18 protein-coding genes are annotated in these 19,481 nt (G+C 66.6%); 5 read left to right on the top strand and 13 right to left on the bottom strand.

The genetic code is table 11. From position 1 onward, the window contains the following. Window positions 1–143 precede the first annotated feature (143 nt). Window positions 144–1,058, top strand: coding sequence for a DUF6685 family protein (locus RTK35_RS13925; RefSeq protein WP_279862926.1), 915 nt, complete (start codon window positions 144–146; stop codon window positions 1,056–1,058). 21 nt (window positions 1,059–1,079) lie between these two features. Here RTK35_RS13925 and RTK35_RS13920 read toward each other — a convergent pair whose 3' ends face one another. The 5 genes from RTK35_RS13920 to RTK35_RS13900 form a co-directional block, all read right to left on the bottom strand. Beyond that, a complete protein-coding gene (locus RTK35_RS13920) occupies window positions 1,080–2,273 on the bottom strand; it encodes a CaiB/BaiF CoA-transferase family protein (protein ID WP_316908246.1) in 1,194 nt (397 codons plus the stop codon). 19 nt (window positions 2,274–2,292) lie between these two features. After that, window positions 2,293–3,930: an AMP-binding protein gene (locus RTK35_RS13915; RefSeq protein ID WP_316908245.1), complete on the bottom strand. Its 1,638-nt coding sequence runs from the start codon at window positions 3,928–3,930 to the stop codon at window positions 2,293–2,295. A gap of 66 nt (window positions 3,931–3,996) precedes the next feature. Then, window positions 3,997–4,833 carry an amidohydrolase family protein gene (locus tag RTK35_RS13910; RefSeq protein ID WP_222901408.1) on the bottom strand — a complete coding sequence of 279 codons (837 nt, stop codon included), beginning with the start codon at window positions 4,831–4,833 and terminating at the stop codon, window positions 3,997–3,999. Window positions 4,834–4,883: 50 nt separating this feature from the next. Next, entirely contained in the window at window positions 4,884–6,023 is a 1,140-nt protein-coding gene (locus tag RTK35_RS13905; protein ID WP_044406126.1) for an acyl-CoA dehydrogenase family protein, read from the bottom strand. 198 nt (window positions 6,024–6,221) lie between these two features. Beyond that, window positions 6,222–7,526: a dicarboxylate/amino acid:cation symporter gene (locus tag RTK35_RS13900; RefSeq protein ID WP_044406129.1), complete on the bottom strand. Its 1,305-nt coding sequence runs from the start codon at window positions 7,524–7,526 to the stop codon at window positions 6,222–6,224. Window positions 7,527–7,848: 322 nt separating this feature from the next. On the opposite strand from RTK35_RS13900, the gene RTK35_RS13895 reads away from it, so the two are divergent. Then, a complete protein-coding gene (locus tag RTK35_RS13895; RefSeq protein WP_044406132.1) occupies window positions 7,849–8,847 on the top strand; it encodes an AraC family transcriptional regulator in 999 nt (332 codons plus the stop codon). A 115-nt stretch (window positions 8,848–8,962) separates the two neighbouring features. Here RTK35_RS13895 and RTK35_RS13890 read toward each other — a convergent pair whose 3' ends face one another. Further along, window positions 8,963–9,280, bottom strand: a complete 318-nt coding sequence (locus RTK35_RS13890; RefSeq protein ID WP_316908244.1) for a putative quinol monooxygenase — start codon at window positions 9,278–9,280, stop codon at window positions 8,963–8,965. Window positions 9,281–9,440: 160 nt separating this feature from the next. Here RTK35_RS13890 and RTK35_RS13885 point away from each other — a divergent pair, with 160 nt between their 5' ends. Then, on the top strand, window positions 9,441–10,037 hold the full coding sequence (locus tag RTK35_RS13885) for an NAD(P)H-dependent oxidoreductase (protein ID WP_316908243.1): 597 nt from the start codon (window positions 9,441–9,443) through the stop codon (window positions 10,035–10,037). Between the two features lie 17 nt (window positions 10,038–10,054). Here RTK35_RS13885 and RTK35_RS13880 read toward each other — a convergent pair whose 3' ends face one another. The 4 genes from RTK35_RS13880 to RTK35_RS13865 all read right to left on the bottom strand — a co-directional run bounded on the left by RTK35_RS13880 (window position 10,055) and on the right by RTK35_RS13865 (window position 14,165). Next, a complete protein-coding gene (locus tag RTK35_RS13880; RefSeq protein ID WP_142011203.1) occupies window positions 10,055–10,543 on the bottom strand; it encodes a GNAT family N-acetyltransferase in 489 nt (162 codons plus the stop codon). A 179-nt stretch (window positions 10,544–10,722) separates the two neighbouring features. Further along, window positions 10,723–12,276 carry an alkyl hydroperoxide reductase subunit F gene (ahpF, locus tag RTK35_RS13875; protein ID WP_044406145.1) on the bottom strand — a complete coding sequence of 518 codons (1,554 nt, stop codon included), beginning with the start codon at window positions 12,274–12,276 and terminating at the stop codon, window positions 10,723–10,725. A 138-nt stretch (window positions 12,277–12,414) separates the two neighbouring features. Beyond that, window positions 12,415–12,978 (bottom strand): alkyl hydroperoxide reductase subunit C, encoded by a 564-nt coding sequence (gene ahpC / locus RTK35_RS13870; protein WP_044406148.1) that lies wholly within the window; start codon window positions 12,976–12,978, stop codon window positions 12,415–12,417. 224 nt (window positions 12,979–13,202) lie between these two features. Next, window positions 13,203–14,165 carry an NAD(P)H-quinone oxidoreductase gene (locus tag RTK35_RS13865; RefSeq protein WP_309042015.1) on the bottom strand — a complete coding sequence of 321 codons (963 nt, stop codon included), beginning with the start codon at window positions 14,163–14,165 and terminating at the stop codon, window positions 13,203–13,205. Between the two features lie 127 nt (window positions 14,166–14,292). Between RTK35_RS13865 and RTK35_RS13860 the strand changes: the two genes are divergently transcribed. After that, a complete protein-coding gene (locus RTK35_RS13860) occupies window positions 14,293–16,374 on the top strand; it encodes a carboxy terminal-processing peptidase (protein ID WP_172432984.1) in 2,082 nt (693 codons plus the stop codon). 90 nt (window positions 16,375–16,464) lie between these two features. Further along, window positions 16,465–18,213, top strand: a complete 1,749-nt coding sequence (locus RTK35_RS13855) for a bifunctional diguanylate cyclase/phosphodiesterase (protein WP_316908242.1) — start codon at window positions 16,465–16,467, stop codon at window positions 18,211–18,213. 7 nt (window positions 18,214–18,220) lie between these two features. On the opposite strand, the gene RTK35_RS13850 is transcribed toward RTK35_RS13855, so the two are convergent. From RTK35_RS13850 to RTK35_RS13840, 3 genes are read right to left on the bottom strand one after another with little or no spacing between them, the layout of a single operon-like run. Further along, window positions 18,221–18,691, bottom strand: coding sequence for a sel1 repeat family protein (locus tag RTK35_RS13850; RefSeq protein ID WP_253122718.1), 471 nt, complete (start codon window positions 18,689–18,691; stop codon window positions 18,221–18,223). After that, window positions 18,691–19,056 (bottom strand): hypothetical protein, encoded by a 366-nt coding sequence (locus RTK35_RS13845; RefSeq protein ID WP_044406163.1) that lies wholly within the window; start codon window positions 19,054–19,056, stop codon window positions 18,691–18,693. Before RTK35_RS13845 ends, RTK35_RS13850 begins: the two co-directional genes overlap by 1 nt. Beyond that, window positions 19,053–19,361: a multiprotein-bridging factor 1 family protein gene (locus RTK35_RS13840; protein ID WP_268194492.1), complete on the bottom strand. Its 309-nt coding sequence runs from the start codon at window positions 19,359–19,361 to the stop codon at window positions 19,053–19,055. Before RTK35_RS13840 ends, RTK35_RS13845 begins: the two co-directional genes overlap by 4 nt. Between the last annotated feature and the right edge of the window lie 120 nt (window positions 19,362–19,481).

Here is a 19,481-nt window from a genome sequence, read left to right as displayed (position 1 = left end):
TCGTTGTTCGTCGAAATGATCCAACCTGCCGGCACTGTGCGGCGTACCGCGCCAGCGTATCACTGCCGTTACCGTCAAAGCCGTGCAGCCATCCGCGACCTCTGCCAAACTCCCCTTCGTGATCCGGGAGTCCTTGTCTGGCCATGAGTTCGCCGCAGTCCCCAACGAACACCCTGTCGTCCCGCCTGGCAGCCCTGGCTCAACGCCTGGGCCTGGTGGGTCGTGCTTCTCGCCAGGTGCTGGAGCACGCCAGCCGCCTGCAACTGCCTTTCGCCCCGCTCTCCCCCCTGCAGCCGGACATCTGGTGGCAGAACGGTCCGCCGCTGCAACGCCTGGTGGACCTGCCGCGCAACGCACTCTCCGGCCCGGTGCAGGAAGACAAGGCCCAGGCCCACGCCGTGCTGGTGCATCTGGTGGAGGAGGAACGGCGCGACCTGTCCGCCTTCGACCTGCGCCTGGTGGAAGGGATCCACGGCCACGACGAACCGGAACCGTCCTGCCCCAGCTTCGAGCTGTACGCTGCCACGCCCGCCTGCAAGAACGTGCGGATCATCAGCTACAAGGATTTCGTCAAGGCCATCAGCCAGCCGCTGCCTCGCTTCCTGGCCGGTGAACGGCTGGCCCTGTACCAGGCCAGCTGGTACGGCGACCGGGTCTTCTGGCACGGCAGCCATCACCCCGAGGCCTTCGCTGCGGCTGTCGTGTACGCTCGGCGCCGGCAGATGGAGGTGACGCTGCCGGCCGACCTGGTGACCTACCGCCTGCTCCCCGCCGGGCTGGACCTGCTGGACAGCCGCTACCACGTGTTGTCGATGCCGGTGGAGGCCTGGAGCCACGCCGAGTTCATGGCCCTGCTGATGAGCGAGGGCATTCCCTACGCCCGCCTCAGCCTGCTGAAGAATCGCAAGGGCAAGGCCCCCGAGTTCCTGCTGCTGCCCAAGGACAACCCCGAGGCCACCGCCCTGGGCGAAGGCCTGCGCCTGGCCGGTGCGGCCGACGTGGTGCAGTACCTGCGCACCCTTCTGGACAAGCCCCCCGCCCTCCCCGGCGCGAAGTGACGCCCCTCGCCGGCCAGCGCCTCAGCGCTTCGCCGGCCCGGTGACACCTGCAACCTTCAGCGCCTCGATCTGCTCTTCGGTGTACCCCAGGCCCACCAGCACCTCCCGGGTGTGCGCGCCCAGCGCCACGCCCGTGTGGCGCGGTGCCGGCAGCCCCGCCGAGAAACGGATGGGGCAGGCCATCTGGCGCTGGGCCGGCTGCCCCTCGCGCGGGACCTCCACCACCAGCTCACGGGCGCGGATCTGCGGATGCTCCACCGCTTCGGAGAGCGGCAGCATCGGTTCCACGCAGGCATCCAGGCCGGCGAACACCTGTTGCCACTCGCTGAAGTCGCGCTTCTCGAACTCGATCTCGATGGCACGCTTGAGCGCCTGCTGGTCCTCGGGGCGGGGTGACAGGCCACGGGCCGCCAGCTCGGGCCGGCCGATGGCCGCGCAGAACGCCTCCATGAACTGCGGCTCCAGGCTGCCAACGGAGAACCAGCGGCCGTCGCGGGTGCGGTAGTAGTCGTAGAAGCTGCCGCCGTTGAGCGCCTGGTTCTCCATGTCCGGCTCGACCCCGGCCCCCAGGTAGCCCGCGCCGGCCATGCCGTTCAGGCTGAAGGCGCAGTCGGTCATGCTCACGTCCACGTGCTGCCCCTCCCCCGTCGCCTGCCGGTGGATCACCGCCGCCAGCAACCCCAGGGCACCATGCAGCGAGCCACCCCCGATATCTGCCAGTTGCACCCCCAGCGGCAACGGGCCGATGTCGCGGCGGCCGGTGTAGCTGGCCACCCCGGCCAGGGCCAGGTAGTTGATGTCGTGCCCGGCACGGTCACGGTAGGGGCCGGTCTGCCCGTAGCCGGTGATGGAGACGTAGATCAGCCGCGGGTTGATCGCCCTCAGCGCCTCGTAGCCGAGGCCCAGCCGCTCCATCACACCGGGGCGGAACTGCTCCAGCAGGATGTCGTACTCGGCCACCAGGCGATGGATCACCGCCAGCGCCTCGGGTCGCTTCAGGTCCAGCGCAATGCTGCGCTTGTTGCGATTCAGGTAGGCGTGGCTGGTGGACTGCCCGCCGTCATGGGGTGGCAGCACCCGCACCAGGTCCATGCGAGTGGGGGACTCGACGCGCAGCACCTCGGCGCCCATGTCGGCCAGCAGCAGCGAGGCAAAGGGCCCCGGCAGCAGGGTGGAGAAATCGAGGATCTTCAGTGACGCGAGCGGGCCTTTCATGGCGACTCCCAGGTTCGGTTCATTCCCAATGCAACGGCCGCTGCGGGTCGAGCCCGGCGGCCAGCGCGGCGAAGCGGTCTTCCAGTACGTTGCGGCGGATCTTCATGGTGGGCGTCATGCAGCCGTTGTCCACCGTCCAGGGTTCGCGCACCAGCACCAGGTGGCGGATGCGCTCATGGGGCAACAGCGTAGCGTTCACCCGCTCCAGCACCGAGAGCAGGTCGCGCTCCAGCTGCTCCCGGGCCTCGGCACGGGCTGCCGGGCTCAGCTCCAGCAGCGCCAGGGGCTGGTCCAGGCCGCTGCCCATCAGGCACACCTGCTCCACCCAGTGGCTCTTGGAAAGTTCACCCTCGATGGGCGCCGGGGCCACGTACTTGCCCTTGCTGGTCTTGAAGATGTCCTTCACCCGCCCGGTGATGCGCAGGTAGCCCGCCTCGTCCACCTGGCCCTTGTCGCCGGTGTGCAGCCAGCCATCACGCAGGGTCTCGGCAGTTTTCTCCGGTTCCCGGTAATAGCCGGTCATCAGGCTGGGACTGCGATAGAGCACCTCGCCGTCCTCGGCGATGCGCAGCTGGTTGTCGGGCATGACCCGGCCGACCGTGCCGAAGCGCACCTGCCCGGGCCGGTTGAAGTTGCCGTAGGCGAAGTTCTCGGTCATGCCGTAGCCCTCGCAAATGGTCATGCCCAGGCGCTGGTACCAGCTCAGCAGCGCCACCGGGATCGGTGCGGCGCCACTCACCAGCACCCGCGCACGGTCCAGCCCGAGGGCTCGGCGGATGCGCCGGGCCACCAGGCCGCCCACCAGGGGGAGGCGCAGCAGGCGCTCCAGCTTCGCCTGGGGCAGCTTCTCCAGCACGCCCTGCTGGAAGCGCGTCCACAGACGCGGCACCGAGAAGAACACCGTGGGGCGGATGATCCGCAGGTCCTCGGCGAAGGTCTCCAGGGATTCGACGAAGGCGATGCTGCCCCCGCTGTACAGGCTGTTGCTCTCCACCAGGAAGCGTTCGGCCGCGTGGGACAGGGGCAGGTAGGAAACGAACTGCTCCTCCGGCCCCAGGCCCATTTCCCGTACCGAGCGGCTGGAAGCGAAGGCAAAGGCCCGGGCCCTGTGCATCACCCCCTTGGGCTGGCCGGTGGTGCCGGAGGTGTAGAGGATGCTCAGCAGGTCGTCGGGCTGCTGCCAGTGGGCGTCCTCCAGGGGCGGATGGCGACGCAGCAGGTCGTCCCAGGCGTGCTCGGCCGGCAGGGTCGGATAGGGCATGGCGATGCGCGCCAGCGCCTCGGGCAGACCCGGCGCCAGACGCTCGGGGTCGTCCAGCTTGCCGAGGATGATCACCTTGCAGCCGGCATGGCGCAGCACGTAGCCGATGCTTTCGGCCGACTGCAGCGGGTAGAGCGGCACGCTGACCAGCCCGGCAAGCATGATCGCCAGGTCGCTCAGCACCCACTCGGCGCAGTTCTTCGCCAGGATCGCGACGCGGTCCCCCGGTTCGCAGCCCAGGGCGCGCAAGGCGCTGGCCAAGCGCCGGGCCTGGTCGTCGGCCTGACGCCAGGTGAGCGTGCGCCAGTGGCGCGCCACCGGCTGGCGCAGCCAGACCCGGTCCGGCGTGGTGGTGACCCAGTGGGCCAGTTGTTGCAGTGGCAGTGCGTCAGTCATCCCGTCCCCCTTGTGCTTGTCGTTGTGGTGGAGGCTGGTGCCAGGCGGCCCTCCCGGCCGCGCGATTCAGAGGCGGAACACCCGCCGGGCATTGCCCTGCAGGAAGGCGGCTTCCACCTCCGGCCTGAGCCCCAGGGCGCGGACCTGCTCCATGCACTGCTGCAACGACAGCTGCGGGAAGTTGCTGCCGAACAGCACCTTGTCCCGCCCGTAGCTGGCCATGTAGTGCAGCAGCGCCTGGGGGTAGTAGCGCGGCAGGTAGGCGGAGGTGTCGATGAAGACGTTGTCGTGCTTCCAGGCCAGCCCGATCATCTCCTCTGTCCAGGGATGGCCGATGTGCCCGGCGACGATGCGCAGCTCGGGGAAGTCCAGCGCCACCTCGTCCAGGTAGGGCACCGGCCGTCCGGTCTCCGAAGGCATCAGCGGCCCGGTGTGGCCAACCTGGGTGCAGAAGGGAATGTCCAGCTCGATGCACTTGGCGTACAGCGGGTAGTAGAGCCGGTGGTTGGGCGGCAGCTTCCAAAGCCAGGGCACGATGCGCAGCGCCTTGCAGCCCAGCTCCTGCACCGCCCGCTCCAGCTCGCGCAGGGCCGCCATGGGGCGCGCCAGGTCCACAGTGGCGACCCCGACGAAGCGGTCAGGGAAGGCACGGGTGTACTCGGCCACCAGGTCGTTGTCGAAGACCCACCCTTCCGGCCGGCACCAGGCTGCCAGCATCAGTTTGTCCACCCCGGCCTCGTCCATGGCCGCCACGGTCTGCGCCGGGGTCAGGGGCTGGTCCAGCAGGTGCGCAGAGCCGGACTTCTCGAACAACCGCACCACCTCCGGCAGCAACTGCCGTGCGCGGCCGTTGGCGGGTTGGGCCCAGGCGTCGATGGCACCCGGGGAAGCAGTGGCATTCATGGCAATGGCCTCCTGGCCGTCAGGCATGGCGGTGGCAGCCGGGACAGGGCTCAGAGCTTCATCCCGCGGCTGATGATCTCCTTCATGATTTCCGAGGTGCCGGCGAAGATGCGCTGGATGCGCGCGTTCGCGTACATCTTGCAGATCGGGTACTCCCACATGTAGCCCCAGCCGCCGTGCAGCTGCACGCCTTCATCCACCACCTTGCACAGCAGTTCGGTGGTGAACAGCTTGGCCTCGGCGGCCACCTCGGGGGTGAGCTTCTTCTGGTTGTGGTCCATCACGCAGCGGTCGGTGAACACCTGGGCAACGTCGATCTGGGTGCGCATCTCGGCCAGTTTGAAACGGGTGTTCTGGAAGTGGGACACGGGCCGATCGAAGGCCTTGCGCTCCTTCACGTAGTCGAGGGTGGTCTGCAGCGCCGCTTCGGCACCAGCCACCGCGCCGCAGGCGTTGGTCAGGCGCTCCTGGGCGAGCATGTTCATCAGGTAGAAGAAGCCGCCCTTGGCATCGCCCAGCAGGTTGGCCTTGGGCACCTTGACGTTGTTGAAGAACAGCTCGGCGGTGTCCTGGCTCTTCATGCCCAGCTTCTTCAGGTTGCGCCCGCGCTCGAAGCCCTCCATGCCCCGCTCCACCAGGAACAGGCCCATGGCGTGCTTGTTCGCCGGATCGGTCTTGGCGGCGACTATCACCACGTCGGCCAGCAGGCCGTTGGAGATGAACACCTTGGAGCCGTTCAGCTCGTAGTGGTCGCCCTTGTCCACGGCGGTGGTGCGCATGCCGGCCAGGTCGGAGCCGGCGGACGGCTCGGTCATCGCCACGGCGAGGATGATCTCGCCGCGAATGATCCCCGGCAGCAGGCGGGCCTTCTGCTCCTCGCTGCCGTACTCGGCGATGTACGGGCCACACAGGGCGGAGTGCAGCGGGATCATGAAACCGGGCTCGTTGATGGCCGCCAGTTCCTCACACATGATCTGTTCGTAGCGGAAGTCCTTGAGCCCCGCCCCGCCGTACGTCTCGTCCGCCCAAGGCAGCAGGAACCCCATTTCCCCTGCCTTCTTCCACACGCTGCGGTCCACCACCCCGGCGGCCTCCCATTCGTCCTGGTGCGGCACCACTTCCTTCTGCAGGAAGGCACTGAAGGCGTCGCGGAACAGGTTGTGCTCGGTCTCGAAGTGCTGGCGTTGCATGCGGGGTCCCCACTGTTGGAATCGTCCCGCAGGGTAGGCGTCGGCCGAATGGCCGCTCAATGACGCAAGCGCTCAGGGTGGATTGACCGATGCGCTCTTGGAGGCGGTGTGGGCTTCCGGGCATAAAAAAGCCCGTCCTGAGACGGGCCTGGAAAGGCTCCTCCCCGTGGGGAGGGAGGAGAAACCGTTGAAACGCTATCAGGCGCGCTGGGCGTCACCCGCACTGGCAACGTCCACAGCCGTCGAACCGTTGCCGGCCAGCTCGCGGTTCAGGGTGTCGGTGTCCAGCTGCTTGCACCACTTGGCCACCACCAGGGTGGCGACGCCGTTGCCAACCAGGTTGGTCAGGGCACGGGCTTCGGACATGAAGCGGTCGATGCCAAGGATCAGCGCCAGGCCGGCGACCGGCAGGTGGCCGACGGCGGAGAGGGTGGCGGCGAGGACGATGAAGCCACTGCCGGTGACGCCGGCAGCGCCCTTGGAAGCGATCAGCAGCACCAGCAGCAGGGTGATCTGGTGGGTGATGTCCATCGGGGTGTCGGTGGCCTGGGCGATGAACACCGCGGCCATGGTCAGGTAGATGGAGGTGCCGTCGAGGTTGAAGGAGTAGCCGGTGGGGATCACCAGGCCAACGACGGACTTGTCGGCGCCCAGTTTCTGCAGCTTGTCGATCATGCGCGGCAGGGCGGACTCGGAGGAGGAGGTGCCCAGCACGATCAGCAGTTCTTCGCGGATGTACTTGATGAACTTGAGGATGCTGAAGCCATGGGCACGGGCGATGCCGCCCAGGACGATGAGCACGAACAGCAGGCAGGTGATGTAGAAGCAGGCCATCAGTTGGCCGAGCTGCACCAGCGAGCCCACACCGTAGGCGCCGATGGTGAAGGCCATGGCACCGAAGGCACCGATGGGCGCGACCTTCATGATCACGTTGATGATGTTGAACATCACCTGGGAGATGCGCTCGATGAACTCGAACACCGGGCGGCCGTAGTCACCCAGGCGGTGCAGGGCGTAGCCGAACAGCACGGAGAAGAACAGCACCTGGAGGATGTCGCCATTGGCGAAGGCGCCGACCACGGTTCCCGGAATCACGTTCATCAGGAAGTCGATGGTGGACTGCTTCTCGCCCGCCGCCGCGTAGGCCGCGATGCCCTTGGTGTCCAGGGTGGTCGGGTCGACGTGCATGCCGGCGCCGGGCTGGGCGACGTTGACCACCACCAGGCCGATGATCAGGGCCAGGGTGGACACGACTTCGAAGTACAGCAGCGCGTAGCCACCGGTCTTGCCCACGGCCTTCATGCTCTGCATGCCGGCGATGCCGGTCACCACGGTGCAGAAGATGATCGGGGCGATGGCCATCTTGATCAGCTTGACGAAGCTGTCGCCCAGGGGTTTCAGGGCTACGCCGGTCTGCGGGTAGAAGTGCCCGATGAGGATACCGATGGCGATGGCCACCAGCACCTGGACATAGAGGCTTTTGTAGAGGGGTTGACGGGTCATGGCAGTTCCTCTCGGGCGCTGGGGACCAGGTCCGTAACGGACCCGCAGCACCGGGTATCTGGCTCCTCCCTTGCCGGGAGGCTTTCTTGTTCTGCGGCCCAAACCATTGGACGGCAGCTGCCTTTTGCAGCCCTTGTGCCAACTTCACTCAGTCCATCAAACCCTTGTGGCACTAAGGGCCCAGCCCACCACCCGATTGCGTGACGGGTGATTCAGGGCGGGTTTCCGCCCTCCCGCCAGGGGGATTTCCGCCACCCTGCCCCTTGTGGCGCGTTCCGGCAGCGCCCTACCATCGGCCACCTCCAGACCGGGAATCCGCCCCATGCGCGAGCGCACCATTGCCAGCCATTTCGTCCGTGCCGCCCTGCGTGGTCCGGCGCGTCATGGCCTGGACTGCAGTGCCCTCCTCAGGCAGGCCGGGATCCACCCGGCCCTCCTGGAGGAGCCCCGCGCACGGGTCGCGCCCGAGCAGTTCAGCCGGCTGATGCAATTGCTGTGGGAGGCGCTGGACGACGAGTACATGGGCTTCGGCCGGCAGCGCAGCAAGCGCGGCACCTTCGCCATGATGTGCCACGCCATCATCCATTGCCGGTCCCTGGAAAAAGCCCTGGTGCGCGGCGCGCTGTTCTACGGGTTGTTCCCGGAGGCTCCGATGATCCGCCTGGAGCGCGAGGGCGAGTGCGTGCGCCTGAGCGTGGACGACAGCATGCTCTGGGACCCGGACCACTTCCTGGTGGAGAGCCTACTGGTGATCTGGCACCGCCTGGGCAGTTGGCTGATCGGCCAGCGCATCCGCCTGGAGGAGGCCACCTTCGCCTATGCCGAGCCGGAGCACGTGGCCGAGTACGAGCTGCTCTTCCCCACCGCTCGCCGCTTCGGCGCGATGGGTACCAGCCTGCTGTTCAACGCACGCTACCTGGCCATGCCGCTGCTGCAGGACGAGCGCACGCTGAAGCACTTCCTCGAACACTCCCCCGCCGACCTGCTGGCCCGCCCGGATGGCGGCGACAGCCTGACCAGCCAGATCCGCCGCCTGCTGGGACGCGACTGCCGCACCTGGCCGGACCTGGAGCGGGTCGCTCAGCAGCTGCACATGAGCCCGCAGACCCTGCGCCGCCACCTGCGGGAAGAAGGCTCCAGCTTCCAGGAACTGAAGGACCATCTGCGCCGGGACCTGGCGATCTACCACCTGGGGCGGGACGAGCTGTCCATCCAGGACCTGGCCGAGCAGCTCGGCTTCTCCGAGCCCTCGGCCTTCCACCGCGCCTTCAAGAAATGGACGGGGCTCACCCCCGGCGCCTACCGCGCCCAGGAAGCCTGACCGCCCCGGCTTGTTCCAGTCCGTAGCCCGGACGTAGCCCGGACTTCAGTCCGGGAGCTCTGCGGCGTCCAAGTCCCAGCGCCCCCCCAGAACACCTGAAGCCCCCGCACGCCCCTCAACGCGCCCTCCTCTCCCCCTCGCTGAGCACCGCCACCTCGCGGATCTCGAAATCCCGCACCAGGTACTCCATGCGCCTGGCGTGGAACGCCTGCATGTGGGGCAAGGCGGCGTGGAACTCCAGATCCGCCCGCGAGCGCCAGACCTCGAAGAAGATGAACAGCGTCGGGTCCTGGGCATCCCGCAGCATGTGGTACTCCAGGCAGCCGGCCTCGGCGCGGCTGGGTTCGACATAGGCGCGGAACAGCGCCTCGAAGTCATCGGCTTTCTCCGGGCGCAACTGGGCATGAAGGATGAAGGCATAGGGCGCGGCCATGGGCACTCCGTCGGGGTCGAAAGGGAGCACCAGCCTAGCGCACGGGTCAGCGACCGATTCATGACTTTCACGCAAAGGCGATTTGAGCGGGAGACGGTGTTTCCCGCACCTGTCGCCCGCTACGCTGCCGGCCACTCTTCGCTCCCATGAGGCCCTGGCCATGAAAAAGATTCTCCTGCTCAACGGCGGCAAGCAGTTCGCCCACTCCGACGGCCGCTACAACCAGACCCTGCACGAGGCGGCCCTCGCCTTCCTCGACCGCGCCGGATTCGAGGTGCAGGCCACCTTCATCGACGGCGGCTACGACATCGCCGAGGAAGTGCAGAAATTCCTCTGGGCCGACGTGATCGTCTGGCAGATGCCGGGTTGGTGGATGGGCGCGCCCTGGACGGTGAAGCGCTACATCGACGAGGTGTTCACCGCCGGCCATGGCAGCCTCTACGCCAACGATGGCCGTACCCGCTCGGACGCCTCGCAGAAGTACGGCAGCGGCGGCCTTCTGCACGGCAAGCGCTACATGATCTCCGCCACCTGGAATGCGCCCCGGCAGGCCTTCGACGACCCCACCGACTTCTTCGAAGCCAAGGGCGTGGACGCGGTGTACTTCCCCTTCCACAAGGCCAACCAGTTCCTCGGCATGCAGCCGCTGCCGACCTTCCTCGCGGTGGATGTGATGAAGCGCCCGGACATCGACGGCGACGTGGCCCGCTACCAGGCGCACCTGGCCCGGGTCTTCGGCGCCGGCACCCCGGCCTGAGGCGCCGAACGGCCGCTTCAGGCCGGGCGGGTTTCAGCCAGGGCCTGGAGTGCGTCGTCGGCGAGGCGATAGCGCACCAGGTCCTCCAGAGGGCCCGCGCCCAGGCGGCGATAGAAGGCCAGCGCGGGCTCGTTCCACTCCATCACCATCCATTCCATGCGGCGGCAGCCGCTCTCGCAGGCCACCCGAGCCAGGTACGCGAGTAACGCCTTGCCGGCACCCAGGCCACGGCGCTCGGGGGAGACGTAGAGGTCTTCCAGGTACAGGCTCTTGCGGCCCAGCCAGGTGGAATAGGCGAAGTAGTAGACGGCGAAGCCGATGGGCTGCCCCTCCACCTCGCAGATCAACGCCTGGGCCGGCGAGTCGCTGGCGAACAGGCTCTGCTCGATGTCCGGGACGGTGGCGACCACCTGGTGCTCGGCCTTTTCATAGCGGGCCAGTTCGAGGATGAAGGTGAGGATCTGGCTGGCGTCGCTGCTCACGGCCGGGCGGATGTGAAGGCTCACGGGGACTCCTTGTCGATTGGCCTGGATAAGGTGGGTGCGGTGGTGTCGGTAAGAGAGCGCCGAGCATAATCGCTGCCCATGGATCATCCCAAGGAGCACGTCCGGCATCGGCATGGACGACTCGCACTAACCAAAAAAGGCAGCCCAAGGGCTGCCTTTTGGGCTGGAGCGTCGACCGATCAGTTGCGGATCAGGTGATCGAAGGCGCTGAGGGAGGCCTTGGCACCCTCGCCAACCGCGATGACGATCTGCTTGTACGGCACGGTGGTGACGTCGCCGGCGGCGAAGATGCCGGGCAGCGAGGTCTCGCCACGGGCGTCGACGATGATCTCGCCACGGGGGCTGAGCTCAACGGTGCCTTTCAGCCAGTCGCTGTTGGGCAGCAGGCCGATCTGCACGAAGATGCCTTCCAGCTCCAGGGTCTTGAACTCGTCGTTGGTGCGGTCCTTGTAGGTCAGGCCGGTGACCTTCTGGCCGTCGCCCTTCACTTCGCTGGTCAGCGCACTGGTGATCACCTCGACGTTGGGCAGGCTGTGCAGCTTCTTCTGCAGCACGGCGTCGGCGCGCAGCTTGCTGTCGAACTCGATCAAGGTGACGTGGGCGACGATGCCGGCCAGGTCGATGGCCGCCTCGACACCGGAGTTGCCCCCGCCGATCACCGCAACGCGCTTGCCCTTGAACAGCGGGCCGTCGCAGTGCGGGCAGTAGGCGACGCCACGGCCGCGGTATTCCTGCTCACCGGGGACGTTCATTTCACGCCAGCGGGCGCCGGTGGCGAGGATCACGGTCTTGGCCTTGAGGCTGGCACCGCTCTCGAACTTCACTTCGTGCAGGCCACCTTCGGCCTTGGCCGGGATCAGGGCGCTGGCACGCTGCAGGTTCATGATGTCGACGTCGTAGTGCTTGACGTGCTCTTCCAGCGCACGGGCCAGTTTCGGGCCTTCGGTCTCCGGGACGGAGATGAAGTTCTCGATGGCCATGGTGTCCAGCACCTGGCCGCCGAAGCGCTCGGCGGCAACGCCGGTGCGGATGCCCTTGCGGGCGGCATAGATGGCGGCCGATGCACCGGCCGGGCCACCGCCCACCACCAGCACGTCGAAGGCCTCCTTGGCGCTGAGCTTCTCGGCGTCGCGGGCGGCGGCGCCGGTATCGATCTTGGCGAGAATTTCTTCCGCGCCCATGCGGCCCTGGGCGAACAGCTCACCGTTCAGGTAGATACTGGGCACGGACATGACTTGGCGCTGCTCGACCTCGTCCTGGAACAGCGCGCCGTCGATGGACACGTTGCGGATGTTGGGGTTGAGCACGGCCATCAGGTTCAGCGCCTGCACCACGTCGGGGCAGTTCTGGCAGGACAGCGAGAAGTAGGTTTCGAAGTTGAATTCGCCTTCCAGGTTCTTGATCTGCTCGATCACGGCGGCGTCCAGCTTGGACGGGTGGCCGCCGACCTGGAGCAGGGCCAGGACCAGGGAGGTGAACTCGTGGCCCATGGGGATGCCGGCGAAGCGCAGGCTGATGTCGGCACCCGGGCGCTCCAGGGCGAAGGAGGGCTTGCGGGCGTCGTTGCCGTCTTCGCGCAGGGTGATCTTGTCGGTCAGGCCGACGATTTCCTGCAGGAGTTCACGCAGCTCGCGGGATTTGTCGCTGTCATCGAGGGACGCGACGATCTCGAACGGCTGGGTGACCTTTTCCAGGTAGGCCTTCAACTGGGTTTTAAGATTGGCGTCCAACATGACTGACTCCTTGGGTATTTCGGGCGTAAGGGGTCCCCGCGGCGGACGCTGACGCGTCCGCCCTGCTCGCTCGGATTCGGGCTTTGTGCAGGGTGGCCAGCCGGTCGGCCGGCCACCGGGGGAAGGGTATTGCGTGACTTAGATCTTGCCGACCAGGTCCAGGGACGGGGCCAGGGTAGCGGCGCCTTCCTTCCACTTGGCCGGGCACACTTCGCCCGGGTGGGCAGCGGTGTACTGGGCAGCTTTCAGCTTGCGCAGGGTCTCGGACACGTCACGGGCGATCTCGTTGGAGTGGATCTCGACGGTCTTGATGACGCCTTCCGGGTTGATCACGAAGGTGCCGCGCAAGGCCAGGCCTTCTTCCGGAATGTGCACGCCGAAGGCGTTGGTCAGCTGGTGGGTCGGGTCGCCGATCAGCGGGAACTGAGCCTTGCCGACCGCCGGGGAGGTTTCGTGCCACACCTTGTGGGAGAAGTGGGTGTCGGTGGTCACGATGTAGACCTCGGCACCGGCCTTCTGGAACTCGGCGTAGTTGTTGGCGGCGTCTTCGATCTCGGTCGGGCAGTTGAAGGTGAAGGCTGCCGGCATGAAGATCAGGACCGACCACTTGCCCTTGAGGGACTCTTCGGTGACCTCAATGAACTTGCCATTGTGGAAAGCGTTGACCTTGAAGGGTTGTACGGAGGTATTGATCAGAGACATCCAGTTAGACCTCTTTTCCATGGGTGAAGGGTGGGTTGAAAAATCTACCCGACGAATACTAGGCGGTTACTCGGTAAAGAGCTTATTGATTGAGAGCATCGCCATCATTGGTTTACTAAATCAATGCTGCAGGCCAGTGACTACGGGGCCTGCAGCGATTCAGTAGGCGTTGGCGAGGCCGTCTGCGCCGAGAATTCGCCGATGAACGGCCGACGATCAGACCATCACGACAGGCTCTCGTCCAGTATGACCACCAGCTTGCCGGCTACCTGGTTGCCGGCGAGCGTGTCGAATGCGAGCTGGACGTCGGCCGCCGCGAAGGCCTTTTCCAGCTGCGGCTTCACACGCCCCTCGGTGAACAGCGGCCAGACCTGCTGGTGCAGATCGCGCAGCAGGTCGGCCTTGAAGGCGTCGTCGCGGTTGCGCAGGGTGGAGCCGATGAGCTGGATGCGCTTGCCCAGCACCTGGGCCATGTCCAGCTCGGCCTTGCGGCCGCCCATGAGGCCGATGTTGACCCAGCGGCCGTCGCGGGCCAGCAGGTCGAGGTTCAGCGCGGCATAGTTGCCGCCGACCGGATCGAGGATCACGTCGAACGGACCGAAATCCTTGAGGCCCTGCAGGTCATCACCCCGCAACGCGCCGCCCTGGGCACCCAGGCCCACACAATAAGCCAGCCGTTCAGCCGAACCCACGCTGACCCAGACCGGGTTGCCGAACGCCTTGCACAACTGGATGGCCGCCGAGCCGACGCCGCTGGCGCCCGCGTGCAGCAGCACCTTCTCACCCGGGCCGAGCGCGGCGAGCTGGAACAGGTTGAGCCAGGCGGTGGCATACACCTCGGGCACAGCGGCCGCCTCGGCCAGGGACAGCCCCTCCGGCACCGGCAGCGCGTGGCGGGCATCCACCACCACCTCCTCGGCCATGCCACCGCCCGCGAGCAGTGCACAGACCCGGTCACCAACCTCCCAGGCGCACCCGGGACCGACCTCGGTGATCACCCCGGAACACTCCAGCCCGATCACGTCACTGGCCCCCGGCGGTGGGGGGTAATGACCCGCTGCCTGGAGCAGGTCGGCACGGTTCAAACCTGCCGCGGCGACACGGATTCGGACCTGGCCCACATCACAGCTCGGAACCGTGCGCTCTGCCCACTCCACGCGGCCTTCAATGCCTTGCAATGCTTTCACGCTGCCTCCATAGTGACCCCGGACCCGCCCGGCGCTGACCGCCGGGCTTTTGCTTTGCGCCGAAGGAACCCGGCGCCCTCAAATACGGCCTAATATGCGTTATCACCTGCCCCGACGTCGAATCAGCATGAAGCGCTCTCTGATCTGCTCCGCCCTTGCGTTCGTTTTCAGCATCAGCGCGCTCCCGCTGCATGCCTCCACCACCTCGGCAAGCGACAGCTGGGACTCCCTCCAGCCGGACCGCGAGCAGGTGATCGCCAGCCTCAACGTGGTCGAGCTGCTCAAGCGCCACCACTACAACAAGCCCCCGCTCAACGACGAACGCTCGGTGAAGATCTACGAGGGCTACCTCAAGATGCTCGACCCCGCGAAGATGTACTTCACTGCGGGCGACATCGCCGAATTCAATGCCTGGAAGACGCAGTTCGACGACTTCCTGAAGAAGGGTGACCTGCAGCCCGGCTTCACCATCTACAAGCGCCACCTCGACCGCCTGAAGGAGCGCCTGGACTTCGCCCTGGCCATGCTCGAGAAGGGCGTCGACAAGATCGACTTCACCGTCGACGAGACCCTCGAAACCGACCGCGAGAAAGCCACCTGGGCCAAGGACAGCGCCGCACTGGACGACCTGTGGCGCAAGCGCGTGAAGGACGAGGTCCTGCGCCTGAAGCTCGCCAACAAGGAGCCCAAGGCCATCCAGGAGCTGCTGATCAAGCGCTACAAGAACCAGCTTTCGCGCCTTGAGCAGACCCGTGGCGAAGACATCTTCCAGGCCTACATCAACGCCTTCGCCCAGACCTACGATCCCCACACCCAGTACCTCTCCCCGGACAACGCCGAGAACTTCGACATCAACATGAGCCTGTCGCTGGAAGGCATCGGTGCCGTCCTGCAGAGCGACAGCGAGCATGTGAAGGTGGTGCGCCTGGTTCCGGCCGGCCCCGCCGAGAAGAGCAAGCAGATCGCCCCGGCCGACAAGATCGTCGGCGTTGCCCAGGGCAACGGCGAGATGGTCGACGTGATCGGCTGGCGCCTGGACGAAGTGGTCAAGCTGATCCGCGGACCGAAGGGTTCGGTGGTCCGCCTGGAAGTGGTGCCTGCCAGCAACGCCCCGAACGACCAGACCAGCAAGATCGTCTCCATCACCCGTGAGGCAGTGAAGCTGGAGGAGCAGGCCGCGAAGAAATCGGTGCTCAAGCTCGAGCACGACGGCCATCCGTTCAAGCTCGGCGTGATCGAGGTTCCGGCGTTCTACCTGGACTTCAAGGCCTTCCGCGCCGGCGACCCCGAGTACAAGAGCACCACCCGTGACGTGAAGAAGCTGCTGGGTGAGCTGCAGAAGGAAAACGTCGACGGCGTGGTCATCGACCTGCGCAACAACGGCGGCGGTTCCCTGCAGGAAGCCACCGAACTGACCGGCCTGTTCATCGACCAGGGCCCCACCGTGCTGGTACGCAACAGCGACGGCCGCGTTGACGTGCTGGCCGACGAGAACAGCGGCGTGTTCTACAAGGGCCCGATGGCCGTGCTGGTGAACCGACTGTCCGCCTCGGCCTCGGAGATCTTCGCCGGCGCCATGCAGGACTACCACCGTGCGCTCATCATCGGCGGCCAGACCTTCGGCAAGGGCACCGTGCAGACCATCCAGCCGCTGAACCACGGCGAACTGAAGCTGACCCTGGCCAAGTTCTACCGCGTCTCCGGCCAGAGCACCCAGCACCAGGGCGTGATTCCCGACATCGAGTACCCCTCGGTGGTGGACACCAAGGAAATCGGCGAGAGCGCCCTGCCCGAGGCCATGCCCTGGGACAGCATCCGCCCGGCGATCAAGCCGGAGGTCGACCCCTTCCGCCCCTTCCTGGCTGAGCTGAAGGCCCGCCACGACGCGCGTACCGCCCACAACCCGGACTTCGTCTACAGTCGCGAACGCCTGGCACTGGCCCAGAAGCTGATGAAGGAAACCGTCGTCAGCCTCAACGAAGCCAAGCGCCGCGCCCAGCAGACCGATATCGAGAACAAGCAGTTGGCCATGGAAAACGCCCGCCGCAAGGCCAAGGGCGAAGACCTGCTCAAGGAGCTGAAAAGGGAAGACGAGGACGCCCTGCCAGAGGACGACAAGACCAAGCCGGAAGACGACGCCTACCTGACCGAGACCGGACAGATCCTACTGGATTACCTGGGCCTGAACACCACGGTAGCCAAGCACTGAGCGTCATCAGATCGTCACGAAACTGTCGTGAAATGCAGGGGCCGCTTATGCGGCCCCTTGCTTTTAGCGCCTCCTGTACGAGAGCCCCTCATGACAGTCACCGAGCAGTTGAGCGCCTTGGGCCAGATCCTCGCTCACGGCGACCTGAACAGCCTGTTCCAACCGATCTTCTCCCTTTCCGAGCGGCGCATCCTCGGCTACGAGGCCCTGACCCGCGGCCCCTCCAACAGCCCGCTGCACTCCCCCGTTACCCTGTTCGCCATGGCCCGTCACGCCGGACGGTTGAGCGAACTGGAGATGGCCTGCCGCAAGCGCGCCTGCACCCGCTTCCATGAGCTGAAGCTCGACGGCAAGCTGTTCCTCAACGTTTCCCCCGAATCCCTGCTGGACCCGGCCCACCAACCGGGCCGCACCCTGCAGATGCTGCAGGCTTTCGGCATCCCGCCGAGCGAGGTGGTCATCGAACTCACCGAGCATGCCCCCACTGATGACTTCGCCCTGCTCGACACCGCCCTGCACCACTACCGCGCCATGGGCTTCTCCATCGCCCTGGACGACCTGGGTGCGGGCTATTCCAGCCTGCGCCTGTGGTCGGAGCTGCGCCCCGACTACGTGAAGATCGACCGCCACTTCATCGACGGCATCCACCAGGACGCGGTGAAGCGCGAGTTCGTCGGCTCCATCCTGAAGATGGCCAAGGCCTCCCGCGCCCAGGTCATCGCCGAGGGCATCGAGCTCAGCGAGGAACTGGCCGTGCTGGCCGAGATGGGCCTGGACCTGGTGCAGGGCTACCTGCTCTGCCGGCCCCAGGAGAACCCACCGCGAGAGGCCCGCGCCTACCTGCCGCTGCTGGACCGCGCCCAGAGCCAACTGGGCGAGGACAGCGCCGACCTCAAGCCCCTGCTCAACGAGCAACCGGCGATGCACCGCAATACCCCCATCAGCGAAGTGCTGGAGGCCTTCCGCGTGCAAGCCAACCTGAACTCGGTGGCCGTGCTGGACGACCAGCAGCAGCCCATCGGCATCGTCCACCGCCATCTGCTGTCCGATGCGCTGCTCAAGCCCTTCGCCACCGACCTGTTCGCCCGCAAGCCCATCAGCCGGCTGATGAGCGACGATTTCCTCGCCGTGGAGATCGGCCAGTCCCTGCAGCAGGTCAGCCGCCTGCTCACCAGCCGGGCGCGGCAGCGGATCGAGGAAGACTTCGTGATCATTTCCGAGGGGCGCTACCTCGGCCTGGGGCGGGTGATCGACGTGCTCAAGCTGATCACCGAGATGAAGATCCAGCAGGCCCGCCACGCCAACCCTCTGACCCTGCTGCCGGGCAACGTGCCCATCCAGCAGTGCCTGAGCCGCCTGCTTCAGCAGGGGCGTGCCGCACGGGTCTGCTACGTGGACATCGACAGCTTCAAGCCCTTCAACGACCTCTACGGCTACGCCAAGGGCGACGAAGTGCTGCTGTGCCTGGCGCAATGCCTGAACGAGCGCGTCGACCCGGCGCGGGATTTCGTCGGGCACATCGGCGGGGATGACTTCATGCTGGTGCTGGGCTCGGATGACTGGCGCAGCAAGCTCAACTTCCTGCTGGAGGACTTCCAGGGGCAGTGCCGGCGCTTCTACCGGGCCGACCACCTGCAGGCGGGCTGCTTCATCGCCCACAACCGCAGCGGCCAGCGTGAGGAGTTCCCCCTGCTGTCACTCTCCATCGGCGTGGTGAACCTGACGCCCGAGGCCTGCAGCCAGCTGGATGCCGGGCAACTGGCCGGCCTCGCCTCGGAGGCCAAGCGCCACGCCAAGGCTGTGCCCGGATACAGCCTGCACATCATCGACGCGGTCTAGGTTCGACTCAGAGCCCGAGCTGGGCGGCGCGACGATCCAGGCGTTCGGCGGCCTCGACATCCGCCGCCAGCCCCGGCCCGCCCTCGCGGTACAGGTCCGCCAGCTTGCGTGCCGCAAGCGGGTGACCGGCCTGCTCCGCCAGGCTCCACCAATGGGCGGCCTGGGCCGCATCCGGTGCCTGCCGGGCATCACCGGCCAATGCCAGTACGCCCAGTTGGTAGGCCGACTTGCCGTCCCCGGCCTGGCCTGCCAGGCGCAACAAGCGAATGCCCTCCTCCCGCGCGCCGAAGCCCTGGCCGCGGTGCAACAGCAGGTGGCCGTAGAAGCGCTGGGCCGCGACATTCCCGAGGTTGGCCTGCCGGGCGTACTGCCCCTGCATCCAGTTCCAGGCACGCGGGTTGCGCACCAGCGACGGGAAGCGCAGCAGCCAGCGGGCCACCGCATAGCCCAGCCAGGCCCGCAGCTTCCAGACGGCCATCAGGGCTCCTCGGGGTAATCGAATTCGAAGACGCGAACCACCTCGGCGGCATGCCAGGAGGCAGCGGCCACGCCGTCCGGAGGACCGGAGAAACGCCCCAGTCGCACCACGAATTCGAAAAAGCCGGTACGCGGCAGGCGACTGGCGCCCTGGCTGATCACCAGGGAGCTGCGCAACGGCCGCTCGGCCCGGGCATCCAGCGCCGCCAGGTGTTCCAGGGCAGCGGTGAGGGTCTGCATCGCCGGGCTCGGCAGTTGCAGGCGCTCCACCAGGGCCCGGTAGGTCAGGAGATGCCGCTGGCGCCGCGCATCATCCAGCTCATTCAACAGCGACTGCCAGTGCTGGCGACTGATGCGTACGCTCATTGCACCTCCCAGCCGGCGATCCCCAGGGTCACGGCCAGGGACCGCTGGATGGCGGCATCGGGCTCGCGCTCGCCCTCCTCGATCAACCCCAGGTAGACCGGGCTGATGCCCACCGCACGCGCCAATTGCTCGATGCTCTGGCCACGCGCCTCGCGCAGTGCCCGTAGCTCGCGCAGGGGATGGGTATCGGCGGGGGCCGAAGCGGGTGTGGCCTGTCCGGCGGCCTGCAGCAGCGCCTGGTAATCGGCCCAAGGCAATACGGCGTATTCTGCTTCGCCGTCACGCATGATCACTTGCACGTTCATTGCAACTCCCGTGGACAGCAGTGCCGACGTCTCAGCACCTTCCTTGCAGGCGGCCATCTTAACAGGGCGAATCGGCCTACGGGGTCCTACATGAACGGAGCATGACCGGGTAGGCAGACC

Origin of the sequence: Pseudomonas sp. zfem003 (assembly GCF_032621675.1) — a bacterium.
Classification (GTDB): domain Bacteria; phylum Pseudomonadota; class Gammaproteobacteria; order Pseudomonadales; family Pseudomonadaceae; genus Metapseudomonas; species Metapseudomonas otitidis.
Note: the sequence above shows the minus strand (reverse complement) of the source record. Positions and strands in the feature narration are given on the sequence as shown.